Source organism: Agrobacterium tumefaciens (assembly GCF_017726655.1).
GTDB lineage: Bacteria > Pseudomonadota > Alphaproteobacteria > Rhizobiales > Rhizobiaceae > Agrobacterium > Agrobacterium tumefaciens_B.
In genome coordinates this window covers 942,716-967,927 of the sequence record NZ_CP072309.1, presented here as the reverse complement: position 1 = coordinate 967,927, position 25,212 = coordinate 942,716, and the positions used below count along the sequence as shown (strand labels likewise).

General features: G+C 57.3%; 22 protein-coding genes. 14 read left to right on the top strand and 8 right to left on the bottom strand.

What is annotated here, in order from left to right:
* Positions 1 to 20 precede the first annotated feature (20 nt).
* A complete protein-coding gene (locus tag AT6N2_RS18665; protein ID WP_209090703.1) occupies positions 21 to 1,226 on the bottom strand; it encodes a pyridoxal phosphate-dependent aminotransferase in 1,206 nt (401 codons plus the stop codon).
* 136 nt (positions 1,227 to 1,362) lie between these two features.
* Here AT6N2_RS18665 and AT6N2_RS18660 point away from each other — a divergent pair, with 136 nt between their 5' ends.
* Complete coding sequence (locus AT6N2_RS18660; protein WP_233282540.1) at positions 1,363 to 2,271, top strand: LysR family transcriptional regulator; 909 nt, start codon at positions 1,363 to 1,365, stop codon at positions 2,269 to 2,271.
* A gap of 347 nt (positions 2,272 to 2,618) precedes the next feature.
* Here AT6N2_RS18660 and AT6N2_RS18655 read toward each other — a convergent pair whose 3' ends face one another.
* Positions 2,619 to 3,332, bottom strand: coding sequence for a GntR family transcriptional regulator (locus AT6N2_RS18655; protein ID WP_209090701.1), 714 nt, complete (start codon positions 3,330 to 3,332; stop codon positions 2,619 to 2,621).
* A gap of 297 nt (positions 3,333 to 3,629) precedes the next feature.
* Here AT6N2_RS18655 and AT6N2_RS18650 point away from each other — a divergent pair, with 297 nt between their 5' ends.
* From AT6N2_RS18650 to tnpC, 11 genes are all read left to right on the top strand, one after another.
* Positions 3,630 to 4,715 carry an ABC transporter substrate-binding protein gene (locus tag AT6N2_RS18650; protein ID WP_209090700.1) on the top strand — a complete coding sequence of 362 codons (1,086 nt, stop codon included), beginning with the start codon at positions 3,630 to 3,632 and terminating at the stop codon, positions 4,713 to 4,715.
* A gap of 8 nt (positions 4,716 to 4,723) precedes the next feature.
* A complete protein-coding gene (locus AT6N2_RS18645; RefSeq protein WP_209090698.1) occupies positions 4,724 to 6,199 on the top strand; it encodes a sugar ABC transporter ATP-binding protein in 1,476 nt (491 codons plus the stop codon).
* The gene (locus AT6N2_RS18640) at positions 6,192 to 7,157 is read left to right on the top strand and encodes an ABC transporter permease (protein ID WP_233282539.1); all 966 of its coding nucleotides are present in this window, start codon (positions 6,192 to 6,194) and stop codon (positions 7,155 to 7,157) included. The genes AT6N2_RS18645 and AT6N2_RS18640 overlap by 8 nt, the downstream gene beginning before the upstream one ends.
* Positions 7,154 to 8,092: an ABC transporter permease gene (locus AT6N2_RS18635; RefSeq protein ID WP_209090696.1), complete on the top strand. Its 939-nt coding sequence runs from the start codon at positions 7,154 to 7,156 to the stop codon at positions 8,090 to 8,092. The genes AT6N2_RS18640 and AT6N2_RS18635 overlap by 4 nt, the downstream gene beginning before the upstream one ends.
* 1 nt (position 8,093) lies before the next feature.
* A complete protein-coding gene (locus AT6N2_RS18630; protein ID WP_209090695.1) occupies positions 8,094 to 8,870 on the top strand; it encodes a cyclase family protein in 777 nt (258 codons plus the stop codon).
* A complete protein-coding gene (uxuA, locus tag AT6N2_RS18625) occupies positions 8,867 to 10,063 on the top strand; it encodes a mannonate dehydratase (RefSeq protein WP_209090694.1) in 1,197 nt (398 codons plus the stop codon). The genes AT6N2_RS18630 and uxuA overlap by 4 nt, the downstream gene beginning before the upstream one ends.
* 2 nt (positions 10,064 to 10,065) lie before the next feature.
* Entirely contained in the window at positions 10,066 to 11,469 is a 1,404-nt protein-coding gene (locus AT6N2_RS18620; RefSeq protein WP_209090693.1) for a mannitol dehydrogenase family protein, read from the top strand.
* A 60-nt stretch (positions 11,470 to 11,529) separates the two neighbouring features.
* Positions 11,530 to 12,549: a Zn-dependent oxidoreductase gene (locus AT6N2_RS18615; protein WP_209090692.1), complete on the top strand. Its 1,020-nt coding sequence runs from the start codon at positions 11,530 to 11,532 to the stop codon at positions 12,547 to 12,549.
* 445 nt (positions 12,550 to 12,994) lie between these two features.
* Positions 12,995 to 13,345 carry a transposase gene (locus AT6N2_RS18610; RefSeq protein ID WP_080823178.1) on the top strand — a complete coding sequence of 117 codons (351 nt, stop codon included), beginning with the start codon at positions 12,995 to 12,997 and terminating at the stop codon, positions 13,343 to 13,345.
* Positions 13,342 to 13,686 (top strand): IS66 family insertion sequence element accessory protein TnpB, encoded by a 345-nt coding sequence (gene tnpB, locus AT6N2_RS18605; RefSeq protein ID WP_012478067.1) that lies wholly within the window; start codon positions 13,342 to 13,344, stop codon positions 13,684 to 13,686. Before AT6N2_RS18610 ends, tnpB begins: the two co-directional genes overlap by 4 nt.
* A 74-nt stretch (positions 13,687 to 13,760) precedes the next feature.
* Complete coding sequence (gene tnpC, locus AT6N2_RS18600; protein WP_080823179.1) at positions 13,761 to 15,350, top strand: IS66 family transposase; 1,590 nt, start codon at positions 13,761 to 13,763, stop codon at positions 15,348 to 15,350.
* 18 nt (positions 15,351 to 15,368) lie between these two features.
* On the opposite strand, the gene AT6N2_RS24240 is transcribed toward tnpC, so the two are convergent.
* The 6 genes from AT6N2_RS24240 to AT6N2_RS18575 form a co-directional block, all read right to left on the bottom strand.
* On the bottom strand, positions 15,369 to 15,497 hold the full coding sequence (locus AT6N2_RS24240) for a hypothetical protein (protein WP_425292749.1): 129 nt from the start codon (positions 15,495 to 15,497) through the stop codon (positions 15,369 to 15,371).
* Positions 15,498 to 15,815: 318 nt separating this feature from the next.
* The gene (locus AT6N2_RS18595; RefSeq protein ID WP_209090691.1) at positions 15,816 to 17,126 is read right to left on the bottom strand and encodes an NAD(P)/FAD-dependent oxidoreductase; all 1,311 of its coding nucleotides are present in this window, start codon (positions 17,124 to 17,126) and stop codon (positions 15,816 to 15,818) included.
* Positions 17,127 to 17,228: 102 nt separating this feature from the next.
* The gene (locus AT6N2_RS18590; RefSeq protein ID WP_209090689.1) at positions 17,229 to 18,104 is read right to left on the bottom strand and encodes an ABC transporter permease; all 876 of its coding nucleotides are present in this window, start codon (positions 18,102 to 18,104) and stop codon (positions 17,229 to 17,231) included.
* 34 nt (positions 18,105 to 18,138) lie between these two features.
* On the bottom strand, positions 18,139 to 19,089 hold the full coding sequence (locus AT6N2_RS18585; protein WP_209090687.1) for an ABC transporter permease: 951 nt from the start codon (positions 19,087 to 19,089) through the stop codon (positions 18,139 to 18,141).
* A 66-nt stretch (positions 19,090 to 19,155) separates the two neighbouring features.
* The gene (locus tag AT6N2_RS18580; RefSeq protein ID WP_209090685.1) at positions 19,156 to 20,826 is read right to left on the bottom strand and encodes a peptide ABC transporter substrate-binding protein; all 1,671 of its coding nucleotides are present in this window, start codon (positions 20,824 to 20,826) and stop codon (positions 19,156 to 19,158) included.
* A gap of 34 nt (positions 20,827 to 20,860) precedes the next feature.
* Positions 20,861 to 22,525 (bottom strand): ABC transporter ATP-binding protein, encoded by a 1,665-nt coding sequence (locus AT6N2_RS18575; protein WP_209090683.1) that lies wholly within the window; start codon positions 22,523 to 22,525, stop codon positions 20,861 to 20,863.
* A 229-nt stretch (positions 22,526 to 22,754) separates the two neighbouring features.
* Here AT6N2_RS18575 and AT6N2_RS18570 point away from each other — a divergent pair, with 229 nt between their 5' ends.
* A complete protein-coding gene (locus tag AT6N2_RS18570) occupies positions 22,755 to 23,420 on the top strand; it encodes a FadR/GntR family transcriptional regulator (RefSeq protein WP_209090682.1) in 666 nt (221 codons plus the stop codon).
* A gap of 272 nt (positions 23,421 to 23,692) precedes the next feature.
* The gene (locus tag AT6N2_RS18565; RefSeq protein WP_209090680.1) at positions 23,693 to 25,198 is read left to right on the top strand and encodes an NAD-dependent succinate-semialdehyde dehydrogenase; all 1,506 of its coding nucleotides are present in this window, start codon (positions 23,693 to 23,695) and stop codon (positions 25,196 to 25,198) included.
* The last annotated feature ends 14 nt before the right edge of the window (positions 25,199 to 25,212 follow it).

Here is a 25,212-nt window from a genome sequence, read left to right as displayed (position 1 = left end):
TCTTTTGGATGCATTGGAAATTAGCGGAGTTTCGCGCAGGCCGTCGCTATTCGGCGGCATCCTTCCTCGATGTCAGGCAGAGCGGTGGCGAAGGAAAGGCGCAGATAGGGCGACATTCCATAGGACGTGCCATCCATGACGGCGACGTTTGCCTCATCCAGAAAATATTCCATGACATCAATGTCGCTGACGAGTGTTTTGCCTGCGGGCGTGGTGCGCCCAACCAGACCCGAAACATTTGGGAACAGGTAGAAGGCGCCGGCAGGAGGCATGCAACGAATTCCATCGATCCCGCTAAGCAGTTCGACCATGCGATTGCGGCGGTGGCGATAATCTTCGCTCATGTCAGCGACGACCTGTTGATCTGCTTCCAGTGCGGTAACGGATGCCATCTGTGTGATCGAGTTGGCACACGTCGTATTCTGACCAAGAAGTTTGGCAATTGCCCCGATCAGTTCCACCGGTCCGGCGACAAAACCGAGACGCCAACCGGTCATGGCATAGGCTTTGGACATGCCATTGACGATCAGGCAGCGGCCGGCAAGGTCTGGCGCAACGGCAAGTGGCGTCACATGGGCAGCGCCGTCATAAATAAGGTGTTCGTAAATTTCATCGGTCATCAGCGCCACCTGCGGATGGCGACGTAATACCTCCGCAATCGCTTCAAGCCCGGCCTGATCGTAAATCGCACCCGTCGGATTGCTTGGTGAATTCAGGATCAACCAACGCGTCTTTGGCGTGATTGCGGCCTCGAGTGCTTTGGCCGTCAAAAGAAAGCCGTCCTCTTCGGGGCAGGTCACGATAACGGGCTTTCCGCTATTTACGGCCACTATATCGGGATACGACACCCAGTAGGGAGCAGGCACGATAACTTCATCACCCGGATTGAGCGTCGCTGCGAAAGCTTCGAAGATCAACTGTTTTGCACCGTTACCGACGAGTACCTGTGATGGATCGATGCTGATGGCATTATCGCGGGCGAATTTGGCTGCGATCGCTTTGCGCAATGCTGGAATACCAAGTGTTGCAGTGTAGTGCGTCTGTCCGCTTCGCATTGCGTCAATTGCAGCGTCAATAATGTGAGCTGGCGTGTCGAGATCTGGCTCACCCATCGTGAAGTCGATGATGTGCCGGCCAGCAGCCTGTAGCTCGACCACGCGCTTCTTGGCGCCGATGCTTGCGGAGGGCTTAAGGCTCTTGACACGTTCGGATAGCTGGATTGCCATTGTTGTCGATCACTCCCGTATTGGCAGGCGAATGGCTTGGCCGCCTTGATCAGAGGAGGATAGAAAAAAATAACATTCAAAAAACCGATAAATAATGATAATCTATCATGACGTTTTGGAATGATAGAGGTACGACGTGACCGTGACGATAACCTTGAAGCAGCTGGAGGCCTTGTATTGGATTGCGCAATCCGGCACTTTCGAGCGTGCTGCGGCGAAAATGAACACCACTCAATCCGCGATATCGAAACGCATTCAAGAGCTTGAGGCCGCGTCTGGGATCGTGATTTTTGATCGAAGCCTTCGTGGTGCTCGCCTGACAGAAAGAGGTGAGTATCTCGTCGCAATCGCTCAGGAAATGCTGGAGCGTCACGACCGCATCATTTCATTAAAAACCGACCAAAAGCCGCCTATGCGAAAACTCCGGTTGGGTGTGACTGAACTTACGGCCATGACGTGGCTGCCGCGCCTTGTGGCAGCGTTGCAGGAGACTTACCCCTCGATAATTCTCGAGCCGGAGGTCGACATGAGCCGTGATCTCTATGGAAGGCTTTTGGATGAAACCATCGATCTCGTTGTCATCCCCGAGGCTTTTGTTGCGCCGGAAATTACTGCATTACGCGTTGCGGAAGTTGAAAATGTCTGGATGGCTCATCCCGGTTTGGTGGATGCGTCCAGGCCCCTGCATCTTTCGGAACTTGCACAATATCCGGCGCTTATTCAGGGAGGCCGATCTGGTTCTGGCCTCTATTTTTCGAAATGGTTGAAGTCGGAAGGCGTTAAATTCGGACACTATATTTCGAGTGACAGCCTCGTCGCCATGATAGGCTTGACGGTAGCGGGCATTGGAGTTAGCTACGTACCTCGTCAATGCTTCCAGCCTCTTGTTGATGAAGGCAAGTTAGTGGTGCTGGAAACCCGTCCCAAATTGCCGTTGGTGCCCTACGCAGCGATGTATCGAAACGATCGGCCTTCCACGATTGTGCAGTCCGTCGCAAAACTCGCAGCTAGAGTATGTGACTTTTCTCAGCAGTTTCAGTCATAGCCCAAGAGGCGCCAGAATGCGCTCGCGAAGTGTAACCTACGAGCCCTCCTATACAGTTGTACCTACAATTTCCTGTCTGTTTCATGATCCCTTGCAAATGTCATGCACTTGCCTTTTTGACGCTCAGCGGCCATGGGCTTACGATTACTGCCTACGAATTTAAGCAAGATCATTTGTTAATGCCCGTGGCGCCCCAGCACGCATATGATCGGCTCGAATGTATCGCGATGGACACGCACCACCCGTTGGGTCGGATTTTCGGCGTACGAGGCGACATTTTGATTCCCTTCAAGAGCTGTGTTTACTTACTTCGTTGGTAAACCACCAAGAAAAAGCCGTTCAGCATATCAACTCTCCACGAGGTCCGCGCGCTGAACGCTGAGCCAATGCGCCGTCGCGAGTACTTCCTTGAGGTGCGCCGCCATTTCTTTTCGTGCGGCTTCCGGCTCTTTCTGCTCGATTGCACGGACAATTTGGCAATGCTGTGCAAGAAGGGTCCGCAAATGGCTGGAGTCCGGAAGGCTGAGGTAGCGAACGCGGTCCATCTGCAGCTTTACGGTCTGGATGACACGCCAGCTTTTGGAAAGACCAGCCTCTTCGCAGAAACTTCTGTGAAAGGCCTCGTCCAGCTCCAGGAAGAGATCGCCATCTTCCTGCGCCACAGCAAGCTCCTGCCGGGCCAGATTAGCCTTGATGTCGATCAGGAACTGGGGAGAACATTGCCCGGCCAGACGCCCTACCACCGCGACTTCGAGGGACTCACGAATGAACTGCGCTTCCTCCACATCTCTGATCCGTATGGGAGCCACAAAGCTTCCGCGCTGAGGAAGGATGTCGATCAAGCCCTCATCTGCAAGGCGGATAAGCGCTTCACGCACCGGTGTGCGACTGACGCCCAGCTGCAACGACAGCTCCTTTTCGCTAAGGGCTTCTGATGGAAGGATCGCAAGGGTGATGATGGCGCGACGGATGCGTTCGTAGACCTGGGGCGCAATCGGCATGCGAAGATTGATGGACTCCAGTCCTCCTGCAGGCTGCGAATTAAGCTTGTCACCGATCATCACCTCCACCGTAGGTTTGTCCGCCATCATCCCCCCTTTGAGCGACCGAGATTGCCGATATCCGCAAATCGCACATCTCTTGCAGACAGTCTATCAAAGATATTGACATGCTACCATGGTAGTATGTATGTGTTCTTCTGGGAGAAACGGGAAGACTTCGACGAACGACTTTCCGCCGCGTTGATAGCGCTACGGCGCCATGCCGCGCATGAAAAGCCGATCGTGGAAGTGAAGCCGCCGACCCCAAGGCCCGGCAGAACCGGGCCTTTGCTCGGGGAGTTGGAGGAGAAAACATCCATGAAGATCAATTACAGAAACAAGGCTGCGGCACTTGCGCTTGCGCTGCTTGCCGGCACAGCCATCGCCTCGTCTGCGCGCGCCGATGACGGTGTCGCTGCAGGTGACACCAGCGGCAAGAAGATCGCATTCAGCAATTCCTATGCCGGCAACTCGTTTCGCCAGGTCATGATCAAGAGCTTCCAGGATATGGGAGCCAAGGCGAAGGCTGATGGCAAGATCGCCGACACGGCCGTCGTCAGTGCTAATAACTCGGTCACCGAGCAGGCCTCGCAAATCCAGAATCTCATCCTGCAGGGTTATGACGCCATCATCGTATTGGCTGGCTCGGACACGGCTCTCAACGGTGCGATCAAGGAGGCCTGCGACGCAGGTATCGTTGTCGTTGCCTTCGCCAGCGGTGTGACCGAGCCATGTGCATATGTCGTCGACTACAACTTGAATTCCTACGCCAAGGCCGAGCTTGATTTCATTAAGTCGAAGATGGGCGACAAGCCAGCCAATATCCTTGAGATCCGCGGCATGGCCGGTGACGGTTTCGACAAGCGTCTGCATGACGGTGTCGTCAAGGCTCTCGCCGAACATCCGGATTACAAGAGTGTCGGCGAAGTCTATGGTCAGTGGACCGCGACCGTAGCGCAAAAGGAAGTTTCCGGCATTCTTCCGTCGCTGCCGAAGGTCGATGCGGTCCTCACGCAGGGTGGCGATGGCTATGGCGCAGCTCAGGCCTTCAAGGCTGCCAAGCGGGATCTGCCGATCATCATCATGGGTAACCGTCAGGACGAACTGGCGCTCTGGAAGCAGGAGCATGACGCTTCCGGCTATGAGACGTTCTCCCTTGGTGCAACACCGTCCGTCTCCCAGGTCGCTTTCTGGGTGGCCCAACAAATCCTCGCTGGAAAGAAAGTACCCAAGTTCGTCGAGGTTCCCCTGCTGCAGATCAATCAGCCGGATCTCGATGCCTGGCTGAAGACAGTTCCCGAGGGCGGCGTGGTCAACGCGCAATATCCGCAGGACCTTGTTGCCAAGATCATCGATGCAAATGTCAACAAGACCGATCTTCCGGCCGTTCCCGCCCCGAAGTGAGACTGATTATGACTGACCTGCCAACCACATTGCCGGATGCCGCCGTGGCGGAAGCGCTGATTGACGTGCGCGATGTGCGCAAGAGCTATGGCGCCGTCCACGCGCTGGGAGGGGTCGACTTTCGGCTCGCATCCGGAGAAGTGGTTGGCCTGGTCGGTCATAACGGTGCCGGGAAGTCCACGCTGATGAATGTCCTGTCAGGCGCTACCCAGCGCACGGCAGGCAGCTTCCGCTATGCCGGGTTTGAAATGGAAGCATGGAATGCAGCGAAAGCTCAGTCGAGCGGGCTTCGCTGCATCTTCCAGGAACTGTCGCTCTGCGCAAACTTGTCCGCGGCCGAGAACACGCGGGTGGTTCACAGGCAGTTGCGGGGTCCCGGCTGGCGTGGCCGCGCAAGGCAGTTGATGGCCCGGGCGCTGGACGACATCTTCCCCGGTCACGGTATCGATCCGAACGCGAAGATTTCGGAACTCTCCATCGGCTCCCGCCAGATGGTCGAGATTGCTCGGGCCTTTACCGAGACGGATATTCGCGTTCGCTGCGTTATCCTCGATGAACCCACATCGTCGCTCGGCCACCAGGCGACCGAACAGCTTCTGGCCTACATCCGGTCGGCTGCCGCGCGCGGTGTCGCCTGCATTCTTATTACTCACCGCCTGAACGAAATCATAGCCGTCTGCGATCGCGCCGTTGTCATGGTCGATGGCAGGATCATAGCCGAGCGCAGCACGCGCGGCCTTTCGCGGTCCAACTTGGTTGAAATGATGGGGGGCATCGAGGTAACCCACAGCCGCAGCGCGAATGGCGCGGCCCGCAGGACAGGTGCCGTTCAGATCGATCATCCCGGCGTCGATGGAGCGGATCGTCCGGTCAAGGCAGCCGCCGGGGAGATCATCGGCTTTGCCGGCCTTGATGGCCATGGCCAGCGTGAACGGCTGCGATCCATATTCACCTCCATAAACAAGGCTGGAAAGACGCCCGCTGCCTATGTTGCTGGCGACCGCGGGCTCGAGGGTGTGTTCGGCCTCTGGTCGATTGCCGATAACCTAACGATCCGCAGCCTGAATGCGTTGCAACGAGCCGGTTTCGTATCGGCCGATGCGGCGAGATCCTTGGCCTCCAGCTGGTCGGCGAGGTTGAAGGTCAGGGCGCCCTCGATTGACACGCCGATCCTGTCGCTCAGCGGCGGCAACCAGCAGAAGGTGCTTTTTGCCCGGGCTCTCGCCTCGGATGCCGAGGTCATCTTCCTCGACGACCCCATGCGCGGCGTCGATGTGGGCACGAAGCAGGAGGTTTATCAGCTGATACGCGCTGAAGCCGAGCAGGGGCGGACATTCGTCTGGTACACCACAGAGATGGAAGAGCTCAATAATTGCGACCGCCTTTATGTCTTCCGCGAAGGCAGGGCCGTCGAGGAAATCCAGGGCAATGAGATCGATCATGCCCGCATTCTGGAGGCTTCGTTTGGAGGCGCACATGGCTGATGTCATGATCAGACCGACATCTAAGGCCCGGCCGGCCTGGCTTTCCGCAAGCCTGCAGGTTGGATTGCCGGCCGTTGCTCTTGTCCTGATGCTCGCCGTCATCTTCTGGATCCGGCCGACAGCCATGAGTTATTTTGGCTTTACTCTGCTGTTCAAGTTGGCGACGCCGCTGGTTCTTGCCGCGCTGGCACAGATGCTGATCATCATGCTCGGTGACATCGATCTGTCGAATGGCGCGTTCGTCGGGCTCATCACCTGCATTACGGCTCTGCACCTCGCGACAAATCCTTCGCTGGCAATCGTTTTCTATCTTGTTGCCATTATCGTCTATGCCGGGATCGGCCTGCTCATCCAGGCTCGCCAGCTCCCATCCATCATCGTCACTCTCGGCATGTCGTTTATCTGGCTCGGCACGGCCATCATGATCCTGCCTTCGCCGGGTGGTGCGGCACCTGCCTGGCTTGCGGGCTTCATGAGCTGGCGGCCGCCGCTTGTGCCGCTCCCGATCCTGCTGGCGGTCATCGCCGCTGTTGTCGGACACTTCGCTATTTCGCGATCCTCCTACGGCGCCATCCTGCGCGGAGCGGGTTCCAATCCACGCGCCATCGAGCGAGCAGGATGGTCCACCACGCGCATCAAGGTAATGGTCTATGCCGCAGCCGGTCTTCTCGCCTGCCTTTCCGGCATCACGCTCACAGGGCTCACCACGTCGGGTGATCCGAATGTCGCGCCGGCGTACACGCTTCTCGGCGTCGGCGCGGTTATCCTGGGCGGTGGCTCCTTCAACGGGGGCATCGTCTCTCCAGTCGGAACGGTCATCGGCGCCCTGACACTTTCGCTTGCCGGCTCTCTGCTCAGCTTCCTGCAGGTGCCTCCCACCTGGCAGATCGGTGCTCAGGGCGGCATCTTGTTCCTGGTGCTCGCCGGTCGCGTACTCCTCACGGAGAAAAAGCCATGAACCATCGTCTCTCGCTCGCCCCCTGGACCTACGGCTTCATCGTGGCCTTTGCGATGTGGATCGCAACCACAGCCTATGCCGGCTTCGACAGTGCGGAGGCGACTTTGACGGCCGCCCTGACATTCGGTGCCTTCAGCGTCGTGGTCGGAACCGGGCAAATGCTGGTGATCGCATCCGGACCGGGTAATATCGACCTGTCCGTCCCCTCCGTGCTGACGCTCGCCGCGTACGTCTCCATGACGGTCATGAACGCGCAGGATGGCATGCTGTTCGCCGGACTTGCGGCGGCCGTCGCAGTCGGCGCTCTTGCCGGTATGCTGAATTTCCTGGCCATCACGCTGCTCCGCCTGCCGCCGATCATCGCTACGCTTGCCTGGAGTTTCGTCTTCCAGTCGTTCGCCTTCAATTTGGGCGGTGAGGCGACGCTGAAGCCCCCGGCGATGCTGTCGGCCTTCACGCTGTGGCGGATAGGTGGCGTTCCCTTCATGCCCTTCGCCGTGATGCTGCTGACGTTCGCAACGATGATCGTCCTCTCGCGCGGCGTCTGGGGCAGGCGGCTGCTCGCGGTCGGACAAAGCGAACCGGCGGCAAAGCTTGCCGGCGTCTCGGTCGGGGGTGTCAGGCTGATCGCCTACTGCCTGTGTGGCGTGGCCGCGGGCCTTGCCGGCTATCTTCTCTCCGGATTTTCCGGCGGCGCGGCGCTCAACATGGGCGACGTCTACCTGCTGGAGTCGATTGCGGTCGTGGTTCTCGGCGGCACGAGCGTGGCCGGCGGTCAGGCAAATGCCGTCGGCATCTGGGGTGCTGCATTGTTCTTCAATCTGATGGCGACGATGCTCAACACCTTTCAGATGCAGGCAGGCGTCCGCTTCGTGCTCACGGGTGCGCTGATCATCCTGATCGTCGCCATCGTACCGCGGCCGAGGGCTGCCTGAAATGGCGGACATCAGCAGCCTGAGAACCCTGTTCAGCGAAGAGCACTTCACCTTCGTCGATCTGACACATCCGATGAAGGCGGAGATGCCGGTTTGGCCGACGCATCCACGCTTCTGCCAAGAGGTCATCGAGAGCTACGACAATGGTGATGTCGCCTGCAATCATTCACTCTGCCTCAGCGAACATTCCGGTACGCATTTCGACGCACCGCTGCATTTCGTCAAAGGTGGAAGCTCGATCGCGGAGATTGTACCCCAACGGTTCTTTGGCCGCATGGCGACCATCAGCGTCTTAGATGCGCTGCTTTGCGAAGCCGTCGGTGCGGACCGGATTCTAGCCTTCGAGGAAAGCCACGGACAAATCGAAGCCGGTGATGCGGTGTTCTTCCATTTCGGCTGGGATCGCTTCTGGGACGATGCATCACAACACGGGCGCTTTCTCAGCGACTGGCCGGGGCTTTCGAAAGAAGCCAGCGAACTCCTGCGTGCCAGAGGTGTTCGTATCGTCGGCTCGGACTGCCTTTCGATAGATCACTATGGAAGTACGGATTTCCCGGCCCACAACACGTTGCTCGGAGCCGATATTCTGGTTGGCGAGAATTTCGCCAATCTCGGTCAGCTGCCTCCTTACTGCTTCCTTACCGCATTGCCTCTTCCGATCGAAGGCGGCTCCGGCTCTCCCGCAAGGGCGGTTGCGCTCGTCGGTACGCCGGACGGAAGTGATTACGGGCAAGGGATTCCACTGCAAACCGGCACAATTTCACGAGGTAAGGCATGAGACATACGTGGCGCTGGTTTGGGCCGGTTGATAAGGTAAGCGTCCGCGAGGCTGCCCAGGCAGGAGCGCAGGGTATCGTCAGTTCGCTGCATCACCTTCCAACGGGAACCGCATGGACGACAGAAGAGGTTGAAAAGCGGCAGCAGGAAGTTCGCGCGGGCGGCCTCGATTGGGAGCTTGTCGAGAGCATCCCGGTTTCTGAAAGCATCAAGACCATGTCCGGGGACTGGAAAGCGCATATCGACGCGTGGCAGCAGAGCCTCCGTGTGCTGGCCAAGGCCGGCATCTCCACCGTTTGCTACAATTTCATGCCGGTTCTGGATTGGACACGCACCGATCTGCGCTGGGAAACGCCGATCGGCGCGCGCGCGATGCGTTTCGATCTGATCGACTTCGTGGCGTTCGACCTCCATATGCTCCAGCGCCCCGGAGCAAGAGGCGAGTACTCCGCTGTTGTCGCCGAACAGGCCGATTCGCACTTCCGTGCCATGTCGGCTGAAAAGAAGGCGGCGCTATCTCGCAATATTGGTGCCGGTCTTCCCGGTTCTACGGATGGCTACAGCATCGGCGAACTCAGGGAAGCACTTGCCCGCTATGCCGCTATCGATGCCGCCACCTTGCGGAAGAATCTCATCGATTTCCTTTCGGAAGTCGTGCCGGTGGCTGAAGAACTCGGCATGCGGCTCTGCGCCCATGGTGACGATCCGCCCTGGCCATTGCTCGGCCTGCCGCGCATTTTGTCGACCGAAGCGGACTATCTCGAAGTCCTGCACGGGGTTGACAGCATGGCGAACGGGGTGACCTTCTGTACGGGATCGCTCGGAGTGCGTGCGGATAATGATCTGCCTGCCATGCTCCGACGCCTGGCACCAAAAATCCACTTCTTCCATCTTCGAAACGTTCGCCGCGAGGAAGAGCGTATGCCGTGCTCCTTCTTCGAAGACGAACATCTCGAAGGTAATACGGATATGGTGGCAATAGTCGCCGAGATCGTCGCCGAGGAAAAGCGCCGCAAGGCGGAAGGACGGAGCGACCATCAGATATTCATGCGGCCTGATCACGGTCAGGAAATCCTGGAAGACCTTACGCGCGGCGCCCAGCCTGGCTATCCTGCGATCGGTCGCCTTAAAGGTCTCGCAGAGCTGCGCGGCATCGAGCGGACCTTGTCGCACACCAGCTATGGATTGGGATGACCATGAACCGATTGAACGCACAAGCACCTTTGTCGGAAGATGTCGAACGTCCAGGCTATGATCGCCGGTCACTCAAGCCGGGCATCGTCCATATCGGTGTGGGCGCGTTCCATCGAGCTCATCAGGCCATCTATACGGATGATGCCCTGGCGAGCGCATTCGGGGACTGGGGTATCATCAGCGTGAGCCTTCGTTCCACGGATATCGTCAAATCCTTGAAGGACCAGGACTACCTGCACTCCGTGACAATACGCGACCAGTCTGGCGCTAAGACAAAGCTTGTCGGCTCGACCGTCGGCGCGATTGCTGCAGCCGAGGACAGGGAGGCGTTGCTTTTGAAGCTTTCGGATCCGGCAATCCGAGTCGTGACCTTAACGGTGAGCGAGAAGGCTTATGGCCTCGATCTGAAGACGGGAAGTCTTGATACCGCACATTCCGCGGTTGCTTATGATCTGGCCGATCCTGAAAGTCCTGTCGGCGTGATCGGTTATCTCACGGAGGGTCTTGCACGCCGGCGGGCTGCAGGCCACCAACCCTATACAGTCCTCTGCTGTGACAATCTGCCAAGCAACGGCCATGTCGTTCGACGGCTGGTCCTCGAAATGGCGTCCCGTCGCGACGCGCACCTCGCTAAGTGGATCGAGGAGGAAGGGCGCTTTCCGTCGAGCATGGTCGACCGAATCGTTCCGGCGGGAACCCAGGAGGTCCGCGTGCGGGCAGCCGAAGCGCTTGGAGCATGGGATGATCTGGCGCTTGAGACGGAGCCTTTCAGGCAGTGGGTCATCGAGGACGATTTTGTTTCCGGGCGACCCGCTTGGGATGCCGGCGGCGCGCTGTTCGTTAGCGCGGTCGAACCCTATGAGAAGATGAAGCTGCGTCTGCTCAACGGCTCGCACTCGTTGATCGCCTATCTCGGGCAGCTCCGCGGGCTCGAATATGTTCGCGACGTCATGGCTGTTTCTGAATACCGGGAGATAGTGCGCCGCCACATGCAGGCGGCGAAATTCACCCTCGATCCGGTTCCCGGCATCGACCTCGACAGCTACATCGAGGAGCTGATTGCCCGCTTCGCCAATCCCGAGATCGCCCACCGCACGGCGCAGATCGCAATGGACGGAACGCAGAAGCTGCCACAGCGGATTTTCGCTGCTGCGGTTGATGCTCTTGCCGCCGGTAGCGACGGTGACCGTTTCGCTTATGTCACTGCGCTCTGGATGGCCTATGTCACGCGATTTGAAAAGATCGACGATCCGCGCGCCCAGGAAGTGCGGCAGGCGGCGTTGGCTGGTGATGGGTCCTCGGTGTCCCTTTTCGCCGTCTCCGGTCTTTTTTCGCCTGAGCTGAAAAACAATCACGACTGGCGCGGGAAAGTGGACGCGCACCTGAAACAGATACTGACTGGCTGAATACTGAACGCGGCTGGCCGCGTTTCGATGCTGCGCCATGATTATGAATGTGGAGACGACATGGTTACGATATCGGTACTCGAACCGCACAAGCTGGCGGTCGATCGGCGCGAGGTTGCTCCTCCATCGGAGGGTGAAATTGCAGTTCAGGTCATGCGCGCCGGCATTTGCGGTTCTGACATGCATATCCTTCACGGCTCGAATCCGTTTGTGACCTATCCGCGTATCATCGGTCATGAGTTCGCCGGTGTCGTCACCGCGCTCGGCGCTGGCGTGTCAGGGCTTGCGATTGGCGATCATGTGGTGGCAGATCCCGTCATATCCTGCGGCCATTGCCATCCATGCCGCATTGGACGCTCGAATGTTTGCGCCAACCTGCAGGTTATCGGCGTTCATCGTGATGGCGGATTTCGGTCAACTGCCGTCCTTCCACAAGAGAACGCCGTCAAGATATCTTCTTCCATGGGTTTCGATGTGGCTGCTCTCGCGGAGCCGCTTGCGGTCGCTGCCAATGTTTTCTGGCGCACCGGCTGCTCGGCCGACGACACTGTCTTGATCTATGGTGCCGGCACCGTCGGCATCACGGTACTTCAAGTTGCCAAGATGCGCGGCGCGCGCTGCATCATCGCCGATATCGACGAAATGCGCCTCGATCGCGCCATGGAGTTCGGCGCCGACGTTGTCATCAATTCTAGGACGAAGTCCGTGGCTGAATCCGTTGCAGGCGAAATGGACGGTCTCGGGCCGTCTGTTGTTATCGATGGCGCGGGAATTCCGGCGCTGCTGGACGAGGCATGCCGCATAGCAGGGCCGGCAGGGCGCATCGGTTTGCTCGGCTTTTCTTCCGCGCCATGCAATGTCACTCAGCAGGAGATCGTTCGCAAGGAATTAACTGTCGTCGGCTCGCGGCTCAATCGCCGGTTTATTCTCGAAGTGGTAGAGTGGCTGGATGCTGGCAAGCTGAAACCGTCCGGCATGATCACGCAGACTTTCGCCGCTGAAGACGCGCGTTTAGCGTTCGATCTCATAGAGCGGAATCCTGAGAAGACGTTGAAGGTCCAGCTGGCTTTCGATGCCTGAATCTGTTCACAAAGTGTGTTTTGGCGTGCAGAATATTGGGTCTGACTCATATGTGGAGCGGTCCGGTTGGCAAGGCTTTGTTGCATGATTTTTCATTGGACAGTGCGGTCATATGTCCGGCCTGTTAACGCGGTCATAAACCGCTAGCCACGATGATTTCCGCGATGCCGATCGGCTAATCAATTTCTCGCGCTCAAAAGCGCACTGAGTCAGACGGTCCGCTTGACGTCGAGATATTGTCCCTGAGAATCATCCTGCTTCGGCGCCTTCCATTTATCCCAACGACGTAGCTCCAGAAATTTTCTTCTTCAAGCTGTTACCAATTCGTAAGCGGCAAGCTGACCCCATCTGGCGTCAGTAGCGCGAGCTCAGCTATTGCGTAATGACTATTCACCAGCTGTGAGCTTCTATGTCTGCGCCTATCTCTGGAACTAGAAACTTTCATATGATCGAGGCCGTTCCGGAACGTTTCGAGGGCGCGCCGCGGCAGTTTCGGCGGCGTTGGTCCGATGATTTCAAGGAGCGAGCGGTGGCTGAGGCGATGGAGCCTGGAGCGAGTGTCTCGGCAATTGCGCGTCGCATCGGCATACACCCATCACAATTATTCGGCTGGCGTCGTGATGCTCGCGCCGAACAAGGGGGCTCTTCGGTGCCTGCGGCTGTCGAGGCGGATTTGGGGCCGATTTGTGCGCGGGCGGTGATCGAGGTGGTTATCGGCGACGTGATTATCCGGGCGGGGGTGGATGCCGATGAAGCACACCTCAGTCGCGTGATCCGAGTGGTGCGGTCGGCATGATCCCGTCGAACGTGAAAGTCTTTCTGGCGAGCCATCCGATCGACTTCCGTAAGGGACCTGACAGCTTGCTATCACTGGTTCGAGATGCTGGCAGTGATCCGTTCAACGGAGCTCTTTATGTCTTCCGGGCGAAACGAGCAGACCGTATCAAGATCGTATGGTGGGATGGCTCGGGCGTTTGCCTTTACGCCAAGCGGCTGGAGAAAGCCCAGTTCTGCTGGCCGCGCATCGGACATAGCCGGGTCCAGCTCAACAATGCCCAGCTTCTGGCTTTGGTGGATGGGATGGACTGGAAACGCGTTCGATCAACACCCATCAAGCCGCCCGAGATTGTTGGGTAAAACCCCTGCGGCGAATTGAATCATGCACCTGAAACTGCGGGCGGATCACAGCAAAATATGCTCTGATCATACCCATGACGCGACCCGATATAGAGCTCCCGGATGATGTAGAGGCACTCAAGGCCATGGTTCTTGCCATGGCCGAAAAGGCCGCTCGCGTCGAGGCTTTGGAAAAGCAGGTCGATGATCTCGAGGCCCGAAATGCTGATGCCGATGAGCGCATCGAGCGGCTGACACAGATCCTGAAAGCTTTTGACCGCGCGCGCTTCGGGCGGCGTTCAGAGAAACTTGCAGCGGCCAGTGTTGATGACGAGCAGCATGCTTTTGTCTTTGAGGAGATCGAGACCGGTATTGCGGCGATCAGGGCCAAGGTTACGAGTGGCATCAACAAAGATGGCAAACGTCCACCGAGGCCACGCAAGGGCTTTGCGGCGCATCTGGAGCGTATCGAGGTGGTGATCGAGCCGGAAGACTTGCCGGAGCATGCGGGTAAGACCAAAATCCTGATCGGAGAAGACATATCCGAACGCTTGGATGTCGTTGCAGCGAAGTTCCGTGTCATTGTTACGCGCCGTCCCAAATACGCTTTTAAGAACGAAGACGGCGTGATCCAGGCTGCGGCCCCGACACATATCATCGAGGCGGGTATCCCAACCGAAGCGCTTCTGGCCCAGATCGCCGTCTCCAAATATGCCGATGGCCTACCACTCTATCGGCAAGAAGCGATCTACGCCCGCGACAAGGTCGAACTCGACCGCAGGCTCATGGCTCAATGGATGGGAAAGCTGGGGTTCGAGCTCGACATCCTCGCCGATTACATCCTGAACGAAATCAAGAAGGCGGAACGAATATTTGCCGACGAGACGACCCTGCCGACACTGGCGCCTGGATCCGGGTCGGCGAAGACCGCTTGGTTATGGGCCTATGCCAGGGATGACCGACCGTTCGCAGGCAACAGCCCGCCCATGGTGGCCTATCGCTTCGAAGACAGTCGGGCGACCGACTGCGTGGCACGACACCTCAGCGGCTATCGCGGGATTCTGCAGGTTGACGGGTACGGGGCCTACAGCAAACTCGTCCGCAAGGACGGCGGCAACGACGGCGTTATTCTGGCTGGCTGCTGGGCCCATAGCCGTCGCAAGTTCTATGAATTGCATGTCGCCAAGAGCTCCAAGGTTGCAACTGAGACAGTCGAGCGAATGGCAACGCTCTGGGAAATAGAAGATACCGTCCGTGGTCAAAGCCCTGAGGCGCGTGTCGCTGCCCGACAAGAACGCTCGGCGGCGATAGTCCGTGACCTCTTCACTCTCTGGCAGACGACTTTGCCGCGAGTATCAGGCAAATCCAAACTCGCCGAAGCTCTACGGTACTCGATCAAGCGTCGTGACGTCTTCGAACGCTTCCTCACGGACGGCCGTGTCGAGCTCGACTCCAACATCGTCGAGCGAGCGATCAGACCTCAGGCGATAACAAGAAAAAATAGTCTCTTCGCCGGCAGCGACGGCGGCGGCAAGACATGGGCGACAATCGCGACACTTTTGCAGACTGCAAAAATGAATTCTGTCGATCCCCAGGCCTGGCTGACGCAGACGCTCGAGCGCCTTGCAAACGGCTGGCCTAGCAGCGAAATCCATACCCTTATGCCGTGGAGCTACAAGGCCTGAACGGCCTCAGCTTGCCGCTTACACCAATTCGACCGGCGGCTCATAGGTTCCACCCTTGAGGAGCAGCGCCCAAATGGGACGCACCATCTTGTCCGCACGGGCTACGGCTGCGACCTTGTCGGGACGGCGTTTAATGAGAGAGAACACCTAGAGCGCGTCCGTTGAACGCGGAATCGCGGACAGCGGGCTCGATCGAGTTCCGCCAACCTGGTTGCTGTTAGTGGTGGTTGATTTCGTTTGTTTCGGCGCTTGTCGTCTATTACCGGTTGAAAATGCCGCAGCTCACAGGATTATTGGAAGAGGTGGTGCTGTTCGTGAAAACGAACTCAAAAAGAGCATCATTATCTGTATTCCAAAATGACCGACGATGAATCCATCGACCCACATAGCCCCACCTGTCGGCTACCCCACTAATTGGGGTAGCGAGAGTTACAAACGCGGCTCCAGCAGCAAGAGCCGATAACTTCATCGTTTTGCGCGGTAGAGCGCAACGCGGTCCTGAAGCCTGTAGCCCTGAATTATGGCAGGCATGAACCAAGGGTTTCCATTATAAAACGGAACGGATGCAGGTGGTTGAAAGTCGAAAACGCTGCGTGTTTCTGCCCTGTTGCCTAGTAGCCTATAAGCAGCATGCATTCCGATCCAAGGAGCCCAAACCACGCCCGACCCGCAGAAGCCTGTTGCATACACGACGCCATCCTTTTCAAAAATGCGGGGCAGCATGTCGCGGTTCATCGCTACATTTCCAAACCAGCTATGCGAGAGGCGAACATCTTTGAGATCGGGAAAGATATGCACTAGGCCGCGGCGCAAAAGCACTTTAGGCGCGTCGGGATCGCCTGTTCTGGAACTGTCACGTCCCCCGAGAAGAACGCGTTTACCGTCCGGTGTCGGACGGTAATAGAAGCCAAGTTGCTTGCCTTCACCCATCATCATCTGTTTGGGCATGAGTCTCGCCATCAGTTCTGGCGGCAGTTCTTCCGTGACGATGATTCGGCTTCGAACCGGCACAAGCCGACGGCGCAAATAAGGGAGAGCTTTGTCTGTGTAGCCGTTCGTACACGCCAGAACCTGGCGAGCCCGCACCGTTCCAGCCTCAGTAACAACCTCAAATCCTGACCTGCTTTTGCTCACTGAAATAACACGGGTGGCTGCATGAACACCGACGCCCGAAGCCAAGGCAATGCGAAGCAACTCCGCATGGAACTTTGCCGGATGCAGCCCACCAATATCAGTTCGCACCATCCCTCCGCGATAGGAATCTGTGCCGATGTACTGTTGCTGCTCTGCATATGGCACCGCATAGGTTTCGATGCCAAGGCGTTTTGCTAGGGCGTCAGCAGATCGGGCGGTTTTTTCGTACTCGTCGTGACCGATGACGCCTTTGAAAAGGCCGACCAGTTTGAAGTCGCATTCCAGGCCTTCCGTCCTTATGAAATTATACAGAAACTCGCGGGCCATTCTACCCTCGGCCTCTACAGCGATCGCAGTGTCTTCACCGAATTGTCGTGTAAGGGTCGAATAGTCTGGGCGGATACTTCCACTGGTTATGCCACCGTTGCGCGTGGATGCGCCTTCGCCTGGATTCATCGCGTCGAATGCAATGACGTTGCGACCGGCGCGGGCCAGAAAGAGGCCAGCTGCCAACCCCGCATATCCTGCGCCAAGGATCGCGACGTCGGTTTCCTTGGCCAAGGGCTGCCGTGGCACTGACTTGACCGGTGCCTCCTCCCACCAATAGGGCGTATTTTTTTCTGCGATAGGTGTGCGATTCATCGACTAATAGTTCTCATTATGTATGACAGACCTCAATCTGCCAGAACTGTGATACGGGTGGTCGGCACCGTTGTTTAGCCGCTGGTGCCACCATGTGTGGTTTCAAGTATCTCCGCGAACATCGAAGGCGTCACGAAGGCCGTCGCCGATGAAGTTGAAGCTGGTCACTGCAATCGTGATGGCGGCACCCGGGATGATGGCGAGCCAAGGTGCGGTGCTCAAATATTGCTGCGCGCCGTTCAGCAAGTTGCCCCAGCTTGGTAATGGCGGCTGAATGCCGTAGCCCAGAAAGCTGATATAGGCTTCCATCAGGATCGCACGTGCCACGGTCAACGTCGCGGCAACGATGATGGGACCGATCGTGTTCGGCAGAATTTCCCGGAACATAATATGCATTCCACTCAAACCCAACATGCGACCGGCCTGCACGAACTCGCGTTCGCGTAGCGATCGAACTTCTGCTTCGACAATTCGCGCCACTTCCATCCAGCTGGAAACCGCGATGACGACGGTGATCATCACCGGACTGGGCTTCAATGCTGCCGCAAGGGCCAGCACCAGGAAGATCGAGGGGAACGACAGGAAGCCATCGACGGCGCGCATGAGCACCTTTCCCAGCCAGCCGCCCTTATATCCGGCAATCACGCCGACGACGGTGCCGACGACCACCGACAAAACCATCGCCGAAAAGCCGACAAGAAGAGAAATCCGCCCTGCCATCAAAAGACGCGCTGCGAGGTCTCTTCCCAAGGGGTCCGTGCCAAGATAATGGCTTCCGGTAAAAGGTGGCGCGAAACGCGCGCGCAAATCGATGTAAAGACTATCATACGGCAGCAGATATGGCCCGATGAAACATGCAACCGTCAGGGCGATGATCAGCGCCAAGCCGATCAAGGCGAGAGGGTGGCTCCTGAAGCGGCGCGCAGTACGGCTGTTCCACCAATGATCTCCGGCAGGATTTACAGCTGTGGCGGTCATCAACGTGACTCCTTCTTCAGCGTCGAGACGCTACTTAACTCAGACGGATCCGGGGATCGATGATGGCGACCGCAACGTCAGCAACGAGATTGCCCAGGATCACGAGAATGGCGGAGAACATCAGCAAGCCCATGACCACCGGGTAGTCGCTATAGCCAAGGCTATCCAGGAAGAGCCGGCCCATGCCCGGCCAAGTGAAAACTGTTTCGGTCACCAGAGCACCCGTCAGCACGCTGGGCAATTGAACGCCCGCAAGCGTGATCATGGGCAGCAAGGCATTGCCGACAACGTGTTTCATCAGGATTCGCCGCTCGCTCAATCCTTTGGCGCGTGCGGTGGTAACGAACTCCTGGCTGATGACATCGAGCGTTGCGGAGCGCATGTAGCGGCTCCAGATGGCGACATGAACCAATGCGAGCACGATGCTTGGCAAGATCAGGTGATGGAGGAAGTTCAATGCCGACCCATCGCCGATCGTGTACATGTTGCCAGCGGGAAGCCAGCCCAGTTTTAGCGAGAAGATGTAGATGCCGATAAGGCCGAACCAGAAGGTCGGGATGGAAAGCGCCACCATCGAGCCGATTGTCGCGGCATAGTCAAACATCGAATAGCGGTGTGTTGCACCCCGAATGCCGATCCAGGTGCCGACGGCGATCGCTATGATCGTTGAGGAGCCCATTAAAAGCAGTGTCGCGAAGATATGGCGGTAGATCACATCCAGAACCGGTGCGCCGTCGCGGAAGGAGTGGCCCCAGTCGCCCTGTAACAGGCGCCGTGCCCAGTCGAAATACTGGATCCACAAAGGACGATTGAGTCCGAGTTGGTCCTTAAGGCGATCTAGGTCGTCTTGCGTCATACTTGGATCAAGCCCGAATTGTGCCAGCGGTCCGCCAGGAATAAGGTTCAGAACAACGAAGCCAATGACCGAAACGATCAAAAGGAGGACAAGGCTCTGGAAAAGCCGATTTAACAAGTATCCGCGCATTCAGCTATCCTCATGGTAGCGTCAGGTATAGTCCGCCGCCGCAATATGCGACGGCGGGGGAGACGCTCAGTCTTTCCAGTTCCAGCTGGCAGCGTGCCAGGATGCCGTGCGGGTGTTGGAATTCTGCACGAAGCCGTCGAGGCGTCCCTTGCGGCCAACCACGTAGGTTGCAGCAAAGAGGGGCAGGAATGGCAAATCCTGACGGACAATCTCCTGGACTTCGAAGTAAATGGCCTTGCGTGCTTCCGGATCGAATGTGCGGGTGCCTTTCTCAAGCAAGGCATCGACCTTGGGATTTGAATACTGCCCCGTGTTGGAGCCCTTGCCACCTTGGGCGACGATTGCCTTGGTGTGCAGACGGTTGGTCACGTCGGGGTCTGCCGCAATGAGGTAGCTTACGGCGGAAATTGCGGTGTCGAACTGTGATTTAAGCCAGAAATCACCAAACATGACGGCCGGTGGCAGGTTCGAGATCTTCATCTCGACACCGATCTCGGCAAATGTCTGTTGCAGAAATTGCTGCACCTGCTCGCGCAGATTATTGCCCGATGTCGTTGAATTGTTGAATGACAACCGGACGCCGTCCTTTGCGCGAATCCCATCTGAACCAGGCACCCAGCCCGCGTCATCAAGCAGTTTACGGGCGTTGTCGAGATTGTAGCTCTGCGTGGGCAGGTTGGGATTATAGTAACGCGATTGCTGCGGCATAAAGGTTTCGGTCAGCGTGCCGACACCGTAGTAGATCTGGTTGATGATGGCTTCACGATCCATAGCCGCGTAGAGAGCCTGACGCACTGCCGGATCTTTGAACTGGGGTCTTTCAAGATTGAGAAAGATCGACTCCACCGATCCGCCAAGCTCCAGCGTGACGGTACGATCCGGCAGGGTCTTGGCTTCTTCGTAATGATCGGCGTTGATATAGGCCTGGTCCACAAGGTCGATATCGCCGCTTTTGAACTGCGTGTAGAGGACTGTCATATCGGGAATGTATTTGAAGACCAGTCGCTCTATGTACGGACCCTCACCGACATAATCCGTGTTCGCAACCAGCTCGATATGGTCGCCCGCCGTGCGTTTTTCCCATTTGAATGCGCCTGTGCCAACAGGTGCCTGATTAAACGCCGCGGTGTTCGGATCGGCCTCCTTCTCCAGAATGTGCTTCGGAACCATGAATGTTTCCGCAAGGAACGACAGGTAGGGGGCAAACACGCTCTCCATCCGCCATGTCAATTCCGTAGGAGAGACGACTTTGATATCGCGTACCAGCGAATGCCCTCCTGTGCGCCAGGCGCGGAAGCCCGGCTTGGTGATCAGTTCAATGGTAAACTTCACATCCTCGGCGGTGAAAGGCGTTCCATCGTGCCAGCGAACGTCGTCACGCAGGCGAATGCGCCAATCCAGACCATCCTTTGAAATGCCGCCATTGGCCTCGGTTGGCACTTCGGCGGCGAGGTTGGGAACGAGTACGCCCTTGGGATCGATACGGAAAAGCGCGTCGAAGAGAGAGAAATGCAGCGCGTCGTCAACTTCGATATGCGGCATCAGTGGATTGAAGACGGTCGGCTCCTGGGAAAGGCCCACGACCACCCGGCCAGCCGGCTTCTTCTCATTCCCCGCAGCAAAGGCCGGCTTGCCGAGCAAGTTCGGCGCAACCAGCGTGGCGAGCCCCCCGGCGGCCATAAATCGCATTGCGTCGCGGCGTGAGAAGCTCGATATATTTGCCAGATCTTCGGTCATTATTGTTCCCCTTTTTGGCGATTTCCGCCGTTGCTTAATGGCTTGCAGCATTCGTCCGGACGGCGGCCGGACGTTCTCCTGGAATTGCGGCGACCAGCTCGCGCGTGTAGGCCGATTGCGGGTTAAGAAAAATCTGAGAGGGCGGACCGCGTTCGACGATCCGTCCCTTTTGCATCACGGCAATCTCGTCGCAGATCTGACTTGCCACGCGCAGATCGTGCGTGATGAAAATCATGGAGACGCCCGTCTCGCGTTGAATCCGGTCCAGCAGCTCGAGAATTTGGGCCTGGATGGATACGTCCAGAGCCGAGACAGCTTCGTCGGCAATCAGCAGTTTTGGTTTGAACATCAAAGCGCGCGCAATGCCGACGCGTTGGCGCTGACCACCAGAAAATTCGTGCGGATAACGGTCGAAGGCACCTGCATCAAGGCCCACATGGGATAGCAGTAGCCGCGCTTCTGTGCTCGCCCGTTTGTACGATGAGCCGTGGGCAACTGGTCCTACGGTCAGAATTTGCCCTATCGTCGAGCGTGGATTGAGCGAAGCGAAAGGGTCCTGGAAGATCATCTGGATGTGGGGCCGCAGCGGCCGAAAGCTTGCCTCGGAAAGCTTGGCAATGTCGTTACCTTCAAACAGGATCCGACCGCTGTCGCTGTCCTGCAGCTTGATGAGCAGCTTCCCGACGGACGATTTTCCAGAGCCGCTCTCCCCAACAATACCGAGAGTGCGCCCCTGTATCAGGTCAAACGAAACGTCGGCGACGGCCGGCACGATACGCTGGCTGCCGAACAGCGGGCTGCCGCTCCGATAGGTCTTCACCAAGCCTTCGATTTTCAAAATGGTGGTTTTGCTGACGCTGGCACCAGCATTTCGATCTTCGCCCGTCAGGCGCGGCACGGCCGCAATCAGGCGCTTTGTGTAGGGATGAGCAGGCGATTTCAGAACCTGTTCGGCGCTTCCCTGTTCAACGATCCGTCCCTTCTCCATTACAACGACACTATCTGCGATTTCCGCCACCACACCGAAATCATGGGTGATGAACATCACGCTCATGCCCTTGCGGCGTTGAATGTCCTTGATGAGCTTAAGGATCTGAGCTTGTGTTGTGACATCAAGTGCTGTTGTCGGTTCATCTGCTATGAGAACTTTCGGCTCAAGCGCGAGGGCCATTGCAATCATCACACGCTGACGCTGGCCACCGGACAATCGAAACGGATACTGAAAGTACATGAGCTGCGGATCGGGCAAACCGACCTCATTCAGAAGCTCGATTACCCGCTCGCGCCGGGATGCCTTGCTGCCCACGCCATGGGCCGCCATAGCCTCGATGATCTGATCGCCCACCGTCATTAACGGGTTCAGAGCAGAGAGCGGATCCTGGAAGATCATCGATACGGCTCTGCCGCGCATATCCTGGAGCGCTTTGAGCGAGGCGCCAACCAGGGAGGTGTCTTCAAGGTGTATAGAACCTGATGAAACCTGGAATACCTTGGGCAGGAGACCCATGATTGTGTTTGCGGTCACAGACTTGCCAGAGCCGGATTCTCCGATGATACAGAGTATTTGACCTCGCTGAAGATCGAACGATATGTCTTCAACGGCATGCGCTCGCTCCATGCCCTTTGGCAAAGCCACAGTCAAACCGCGCACCGAAAGCACCGTTTCGTCTAATGTCGCAGGTTCAAGTGTTGCGGGCATGGGATACCTCTCTTCAATCGGTCTACGGTTCGTCAGCGCATTGGGTCACTGTTTGACTGTCCCCTTTATCGACGCCTTCCTGGAAGCTGTACTGCATCGCACCTCCCATTTCCCGATCACGGGTCGCACTAAACCAATTTGCATTCTTTTCTTGCCCAATATAGGATTGGTCTTTGAGATTGGTGTCAATCCCGATCAATTTGGTTGTTAAAATATTTTGTGAGAAGCAATGACTGTGGTGTTGAAAGACTTCATCGAAGCCGAAGGTCTTGAGCCTGGAGATCGACTACCCCCGGAGCGGGACCTGGCGGTCAAGCTGGGCATTCCACGAACGGCGTTGCGCCGGATGCTTGCAGAGCTGGAAAATGATGGGCGACTTATCCGGCATGTCGGAAGAGGTACGTACATTGCCGGCAATGGCGTGAGTTCGTCTGCACTGCGCCGTCCTCTTGCCGGCGCGATTGACGGATTACGGACCTATCCCGCCGAGGTTTTCGAAGCACGGCTCATTCTGGAGCCCCGGATCGCAGGTCTGGCGGCTTTTAGGGCGACGCGGCAGGAAATCGATGAATTGCAGAAGTCGATTGACCGGACGAGGACCGCGCAAACCCACGCGGAATTCGAGAAATGGGATGCTGTTTTTCACCGAATCATTGTTCAGTGTTCCCGAAACGGGCTGCTGGAGTCTCTCTATGAGAGTATTCACGCCGTCAGATCGGGCAAGCTTTGGGGCAAAATGAAGGAACAGTCACTCAGCCCGGAACGTATCGCGGGCTATACGGCCAAGCATGTGGCGATCCTCGATGCGATCAAGGATCGGAATAGCAAAGAAGCAGAAACGAACATGTACGACCATATCGTCGATGCACGCACAAACACGCTCGGGCCGAGTTGAAAACGACGAGGCGGCGCTCAGGAGAATCGCGCACTTGGTTGGCGACATTGATCGGGTTTCGGTTGCGCCCGCGCATGAGTGCCTGAAAAAGCATCAGCGTTGGGCGGCGCGGTCCTTTTTTGCCCCCGGGTTTTTCGCCGGTTCCCGTTGGGAGTGCATATAAATTTGTCCGCGTGCTAAAATTTATATCGCAACCAAATTGGTCTCCATTGACACCAATAGCGTTACCAATCCAATATTGATTTCATGTCAATCATTGTCGGTGACCAGCCATGTCGCGTGTGAAAATCAAACCTACAGACGAAATAAATCCCGGTGCCGATCTCTACGTCGAGACCGTCGCCAGCCGTGCGCCCACCCAGCTGTTTGTCGGCGGTGAATGGGTCTCCGCAGCAAATGGCCAGACGTTCGATGTGGTTGATCCTTCTACGGGAGGTGTCATCGCCGCGGTTTGCGACGGCCAGATTCAGGACGCAATAGCAGCTGTCGATGCGGCGCACGCTGCATCCAGAGCCTGGAAATCGACATCTGCGCGGCAGCGCTCGGATATCTTGATGAAATGCTTCCACCTCATGCTTGAACATGCGGAATGGTTGGCAAAACTGATCACCATAGAGAACGGCAAGGCTCTTGCGGACGCAAAGTCCGAGGTCACTTACGCCGCCGAGTTCTTCAGATGGTATGCCGAGGAAGCCGTGAGGTCATCCGGCGAGTTTGGCCCCGCTCCGTCGGGCACCAATCATATCATCGTCAGCCATGAGCCGATCGGTATCGCGGTCCTGGTCACACCCTGGAACTTTCCAGCAGCCATGGCCACGCGAAAAATGGCGCCAGCCCTGGCTGCGGGTTGCACCTGCATCCTCAAGCCGGCTGCTGAGACCCCTTTGACCGCGCTGGCAATCGGAGAGATCATGAAGCAGGCTGGCGTTCCTGCGGGGGTGATAAATATCGTTACGACAAGGAATGCAGGGCCGGTGGTCAGCGCAATGTTGCATGATGAGCGCGTGCGCAAGCTCTCCTTCACTGGTTCGACGGGTGTTGGCAGAACCCTTCTGCGAGAGGCGGCAGATCAGGTAATCAGCTGTTCGATGGAGTTGGGCGGCAACGCACCTTTCATTGTTTTCGATGATGCCGACCTGGAAGCCGCTGTTGCGGGCGCAATGATCGCCAAAATGCGAAATGGTGGCGAAGCATGTACGGCTGCCAACCGCTTCTATGTGCAAAAGGGAATTGCGGCCGACTTTACCCGGCGACTTTCCGAGGAAATGAGCGCTCTCACGGTCGGCCCCGGCTTGGAGGCGGGTACCCAGCTTGGACCGCTTATCACACGTGCCGCAGTCGAAAAGGTCGCGCGTCTGGTCGATGACGCTCTTGCCAAGGGTGCTTCCATCATGACCGGCGGTAACAGGCTGAATGGTAAAGGTTTCTACTACCCCCCGACGGTCCTTTCCAACGTACCGGCAGATGCAGATATGCTTTCCGAGGAAATTTTTGGCCCTGTAGCGCCAGTCATCCAGTTCGAAACGGAAGACGATGTCGTAAGATTGGCAAACAACACCGAATACGGGCTGGTTTCCTATGTGTTTAGCGGAAATCTGAAGCGCGCCCTCGCTGTCGCCGGGCATCTCGAAAGTGGCATGGTTGGCATCAACCGAGGGGTTGTTTCAGACGCTGCGGCGCCGTTCGGTGGCGCAAAGCAGAGCGGGCTCGGCCGTGAGGGAAGCCATCACGGCATGCTGGAATATCTCGAGACCAAGTACGTCGCCGTGAGCTGGTAGTCGCAAGGAAACGC

Bases quoted from the DNA above. Each gene is read 5' to 3' on its own strand.
- AT6N2_RS18665 (WP_209090703.1), bottom strand. From the start codon at position 1,226: ATGGCAATCCAGCTATCCGAACGTGTCAAGAGCCTTAAGCCCTCCGCA.
- AT6N2_RS18655 (WP_209090701.1), bottom strand. From the start codon at position 3,332: ATGATCGGTGACAAGCTTAATTCGCAGCCTGCAGGAGGACTGGAGTCC.
- AT6N2_RS18650 (WP_209090700.1), top strand. From the start codon at position 3,630: ATGAAGATCAATTACAGAAACAAGGCTGCGGCACTTGCGCTTGCGCTG.
- AT6N2_RS18645 (WP_209090698.1), top strand. From the start codon at position 4,724: ATGACTGACCTGCCAACCACATTGCCGGATGCCGCCGTGGCGGAAGCG.
- AT6N2_RS18640 (WP_233282539.1), top strand. From the start codon at position 6,192: ATGGCTGATGTCATGATCAGACCGACATCTAAGGCCCGGCCGGCCTGG.
- AT6N2_RS18635 (WP_209090696.1), top strand. From the start codon at position 7,154: ATGAACCATCGTCTCTCGCTCGCCCCCTGGACCTACGGCTTCATCGTG.
- AT6N2_RS18630 (WP_209090695.1), top strand. From the start codon at position 8,094: ATGGCGGACATCAGCAGCCTGAGAACCCTGTTCAGCGAAGAGCACTTC.
- uxuA (WP_209090694.1), top strand. From the start codon at position 8,867: ATGAGACATACGTGGCGCTGGTTTGGGCCGGTTGATAAGGTAAGCGTC.
- AT6N2_RS18620 (WP_209090693.1), top strand. From the start codon at position 10,066: ATGAACCGATTGAACGCACAAGCACCTTTGTCGGAAGATGTCGAACGT.
- AT6N2_RS18615 (WP_209090692.1), top strand. From the start codon at position 11,530: ATGGTTACGATATCGGTACTCGAACCGCACAAGCTGGCGGTCGATCGG.
- AT6N2_RS18610 (WP_080823178.1), top strand. From the start codon at position 12,995: ATGATCGAGGCCGTTCCGGAACGTTTCGAGGGCGCGCCGCGGCAGTTT.
- tnpB (WP_012478067.1), top strand. From the start codon at position 13,342: ATGATCCCGTCGAACGTGAAAGTCTTTCTGGCGAGCCATCCGATCGAC.
- tnpC (WP_080823179.1), top strand. From the start codon at position 13,761: ATGACGCGACCCGATATAGAGCTCCCGGATGATGTAGAGGCACTCAAG.
- AT6N2_RS18595 (WP_209090691.1), bottom strand. From the start codon at position 17,126: ATGAATCGCACACCTATCGCAGAAAAAAATACGCCCTATTGGTGGGAG.
- AT6N2_RS18590 (WP_209090689.1), bottom strand. From the start codon at position 18,104: ATGACCGCCACAGCTGTAAATCCTGCCGGAGATCATTGGTGGAACAGC.
- AT6N2_RS18585 (WP_209090687.1), bottom strand. From the start codon at position 19,089: ATGCGCGGATACTTGTTAAATCGGCTTTTCCAGAGCCTTGTCCTCCTT.
- AT6N2_RS18580 (WP_209090685.1), bottom strand. From the start codon at position 20,826: ATGACCGAAGATCTGGCAAATATATCGAGCTTCTCACGCCGCGACGCA.
- AT6N2_RS18575 (WP_209090683.1), bottom strand. From the start codon at position 22,525: ATGCCCGCAACACTTGAACCTGCGACATTAGACGAAACGGTGCTTTCG.
- AT6N2_RS18570 (WP_209090682.1), top strand. From the start codon at position 22,755: ATGACTGTGGTGTTGAAAGACTTCATCGAAGCCGAAGGTCTTGAGCCT.
- AT6N2_RS18565 (WP_209090680.1), top strand. From the start codon at position 23,693: ATGTCGCGTGTGAAAATCAAACCTACAGACGAAATAAATCCCGGTGCC.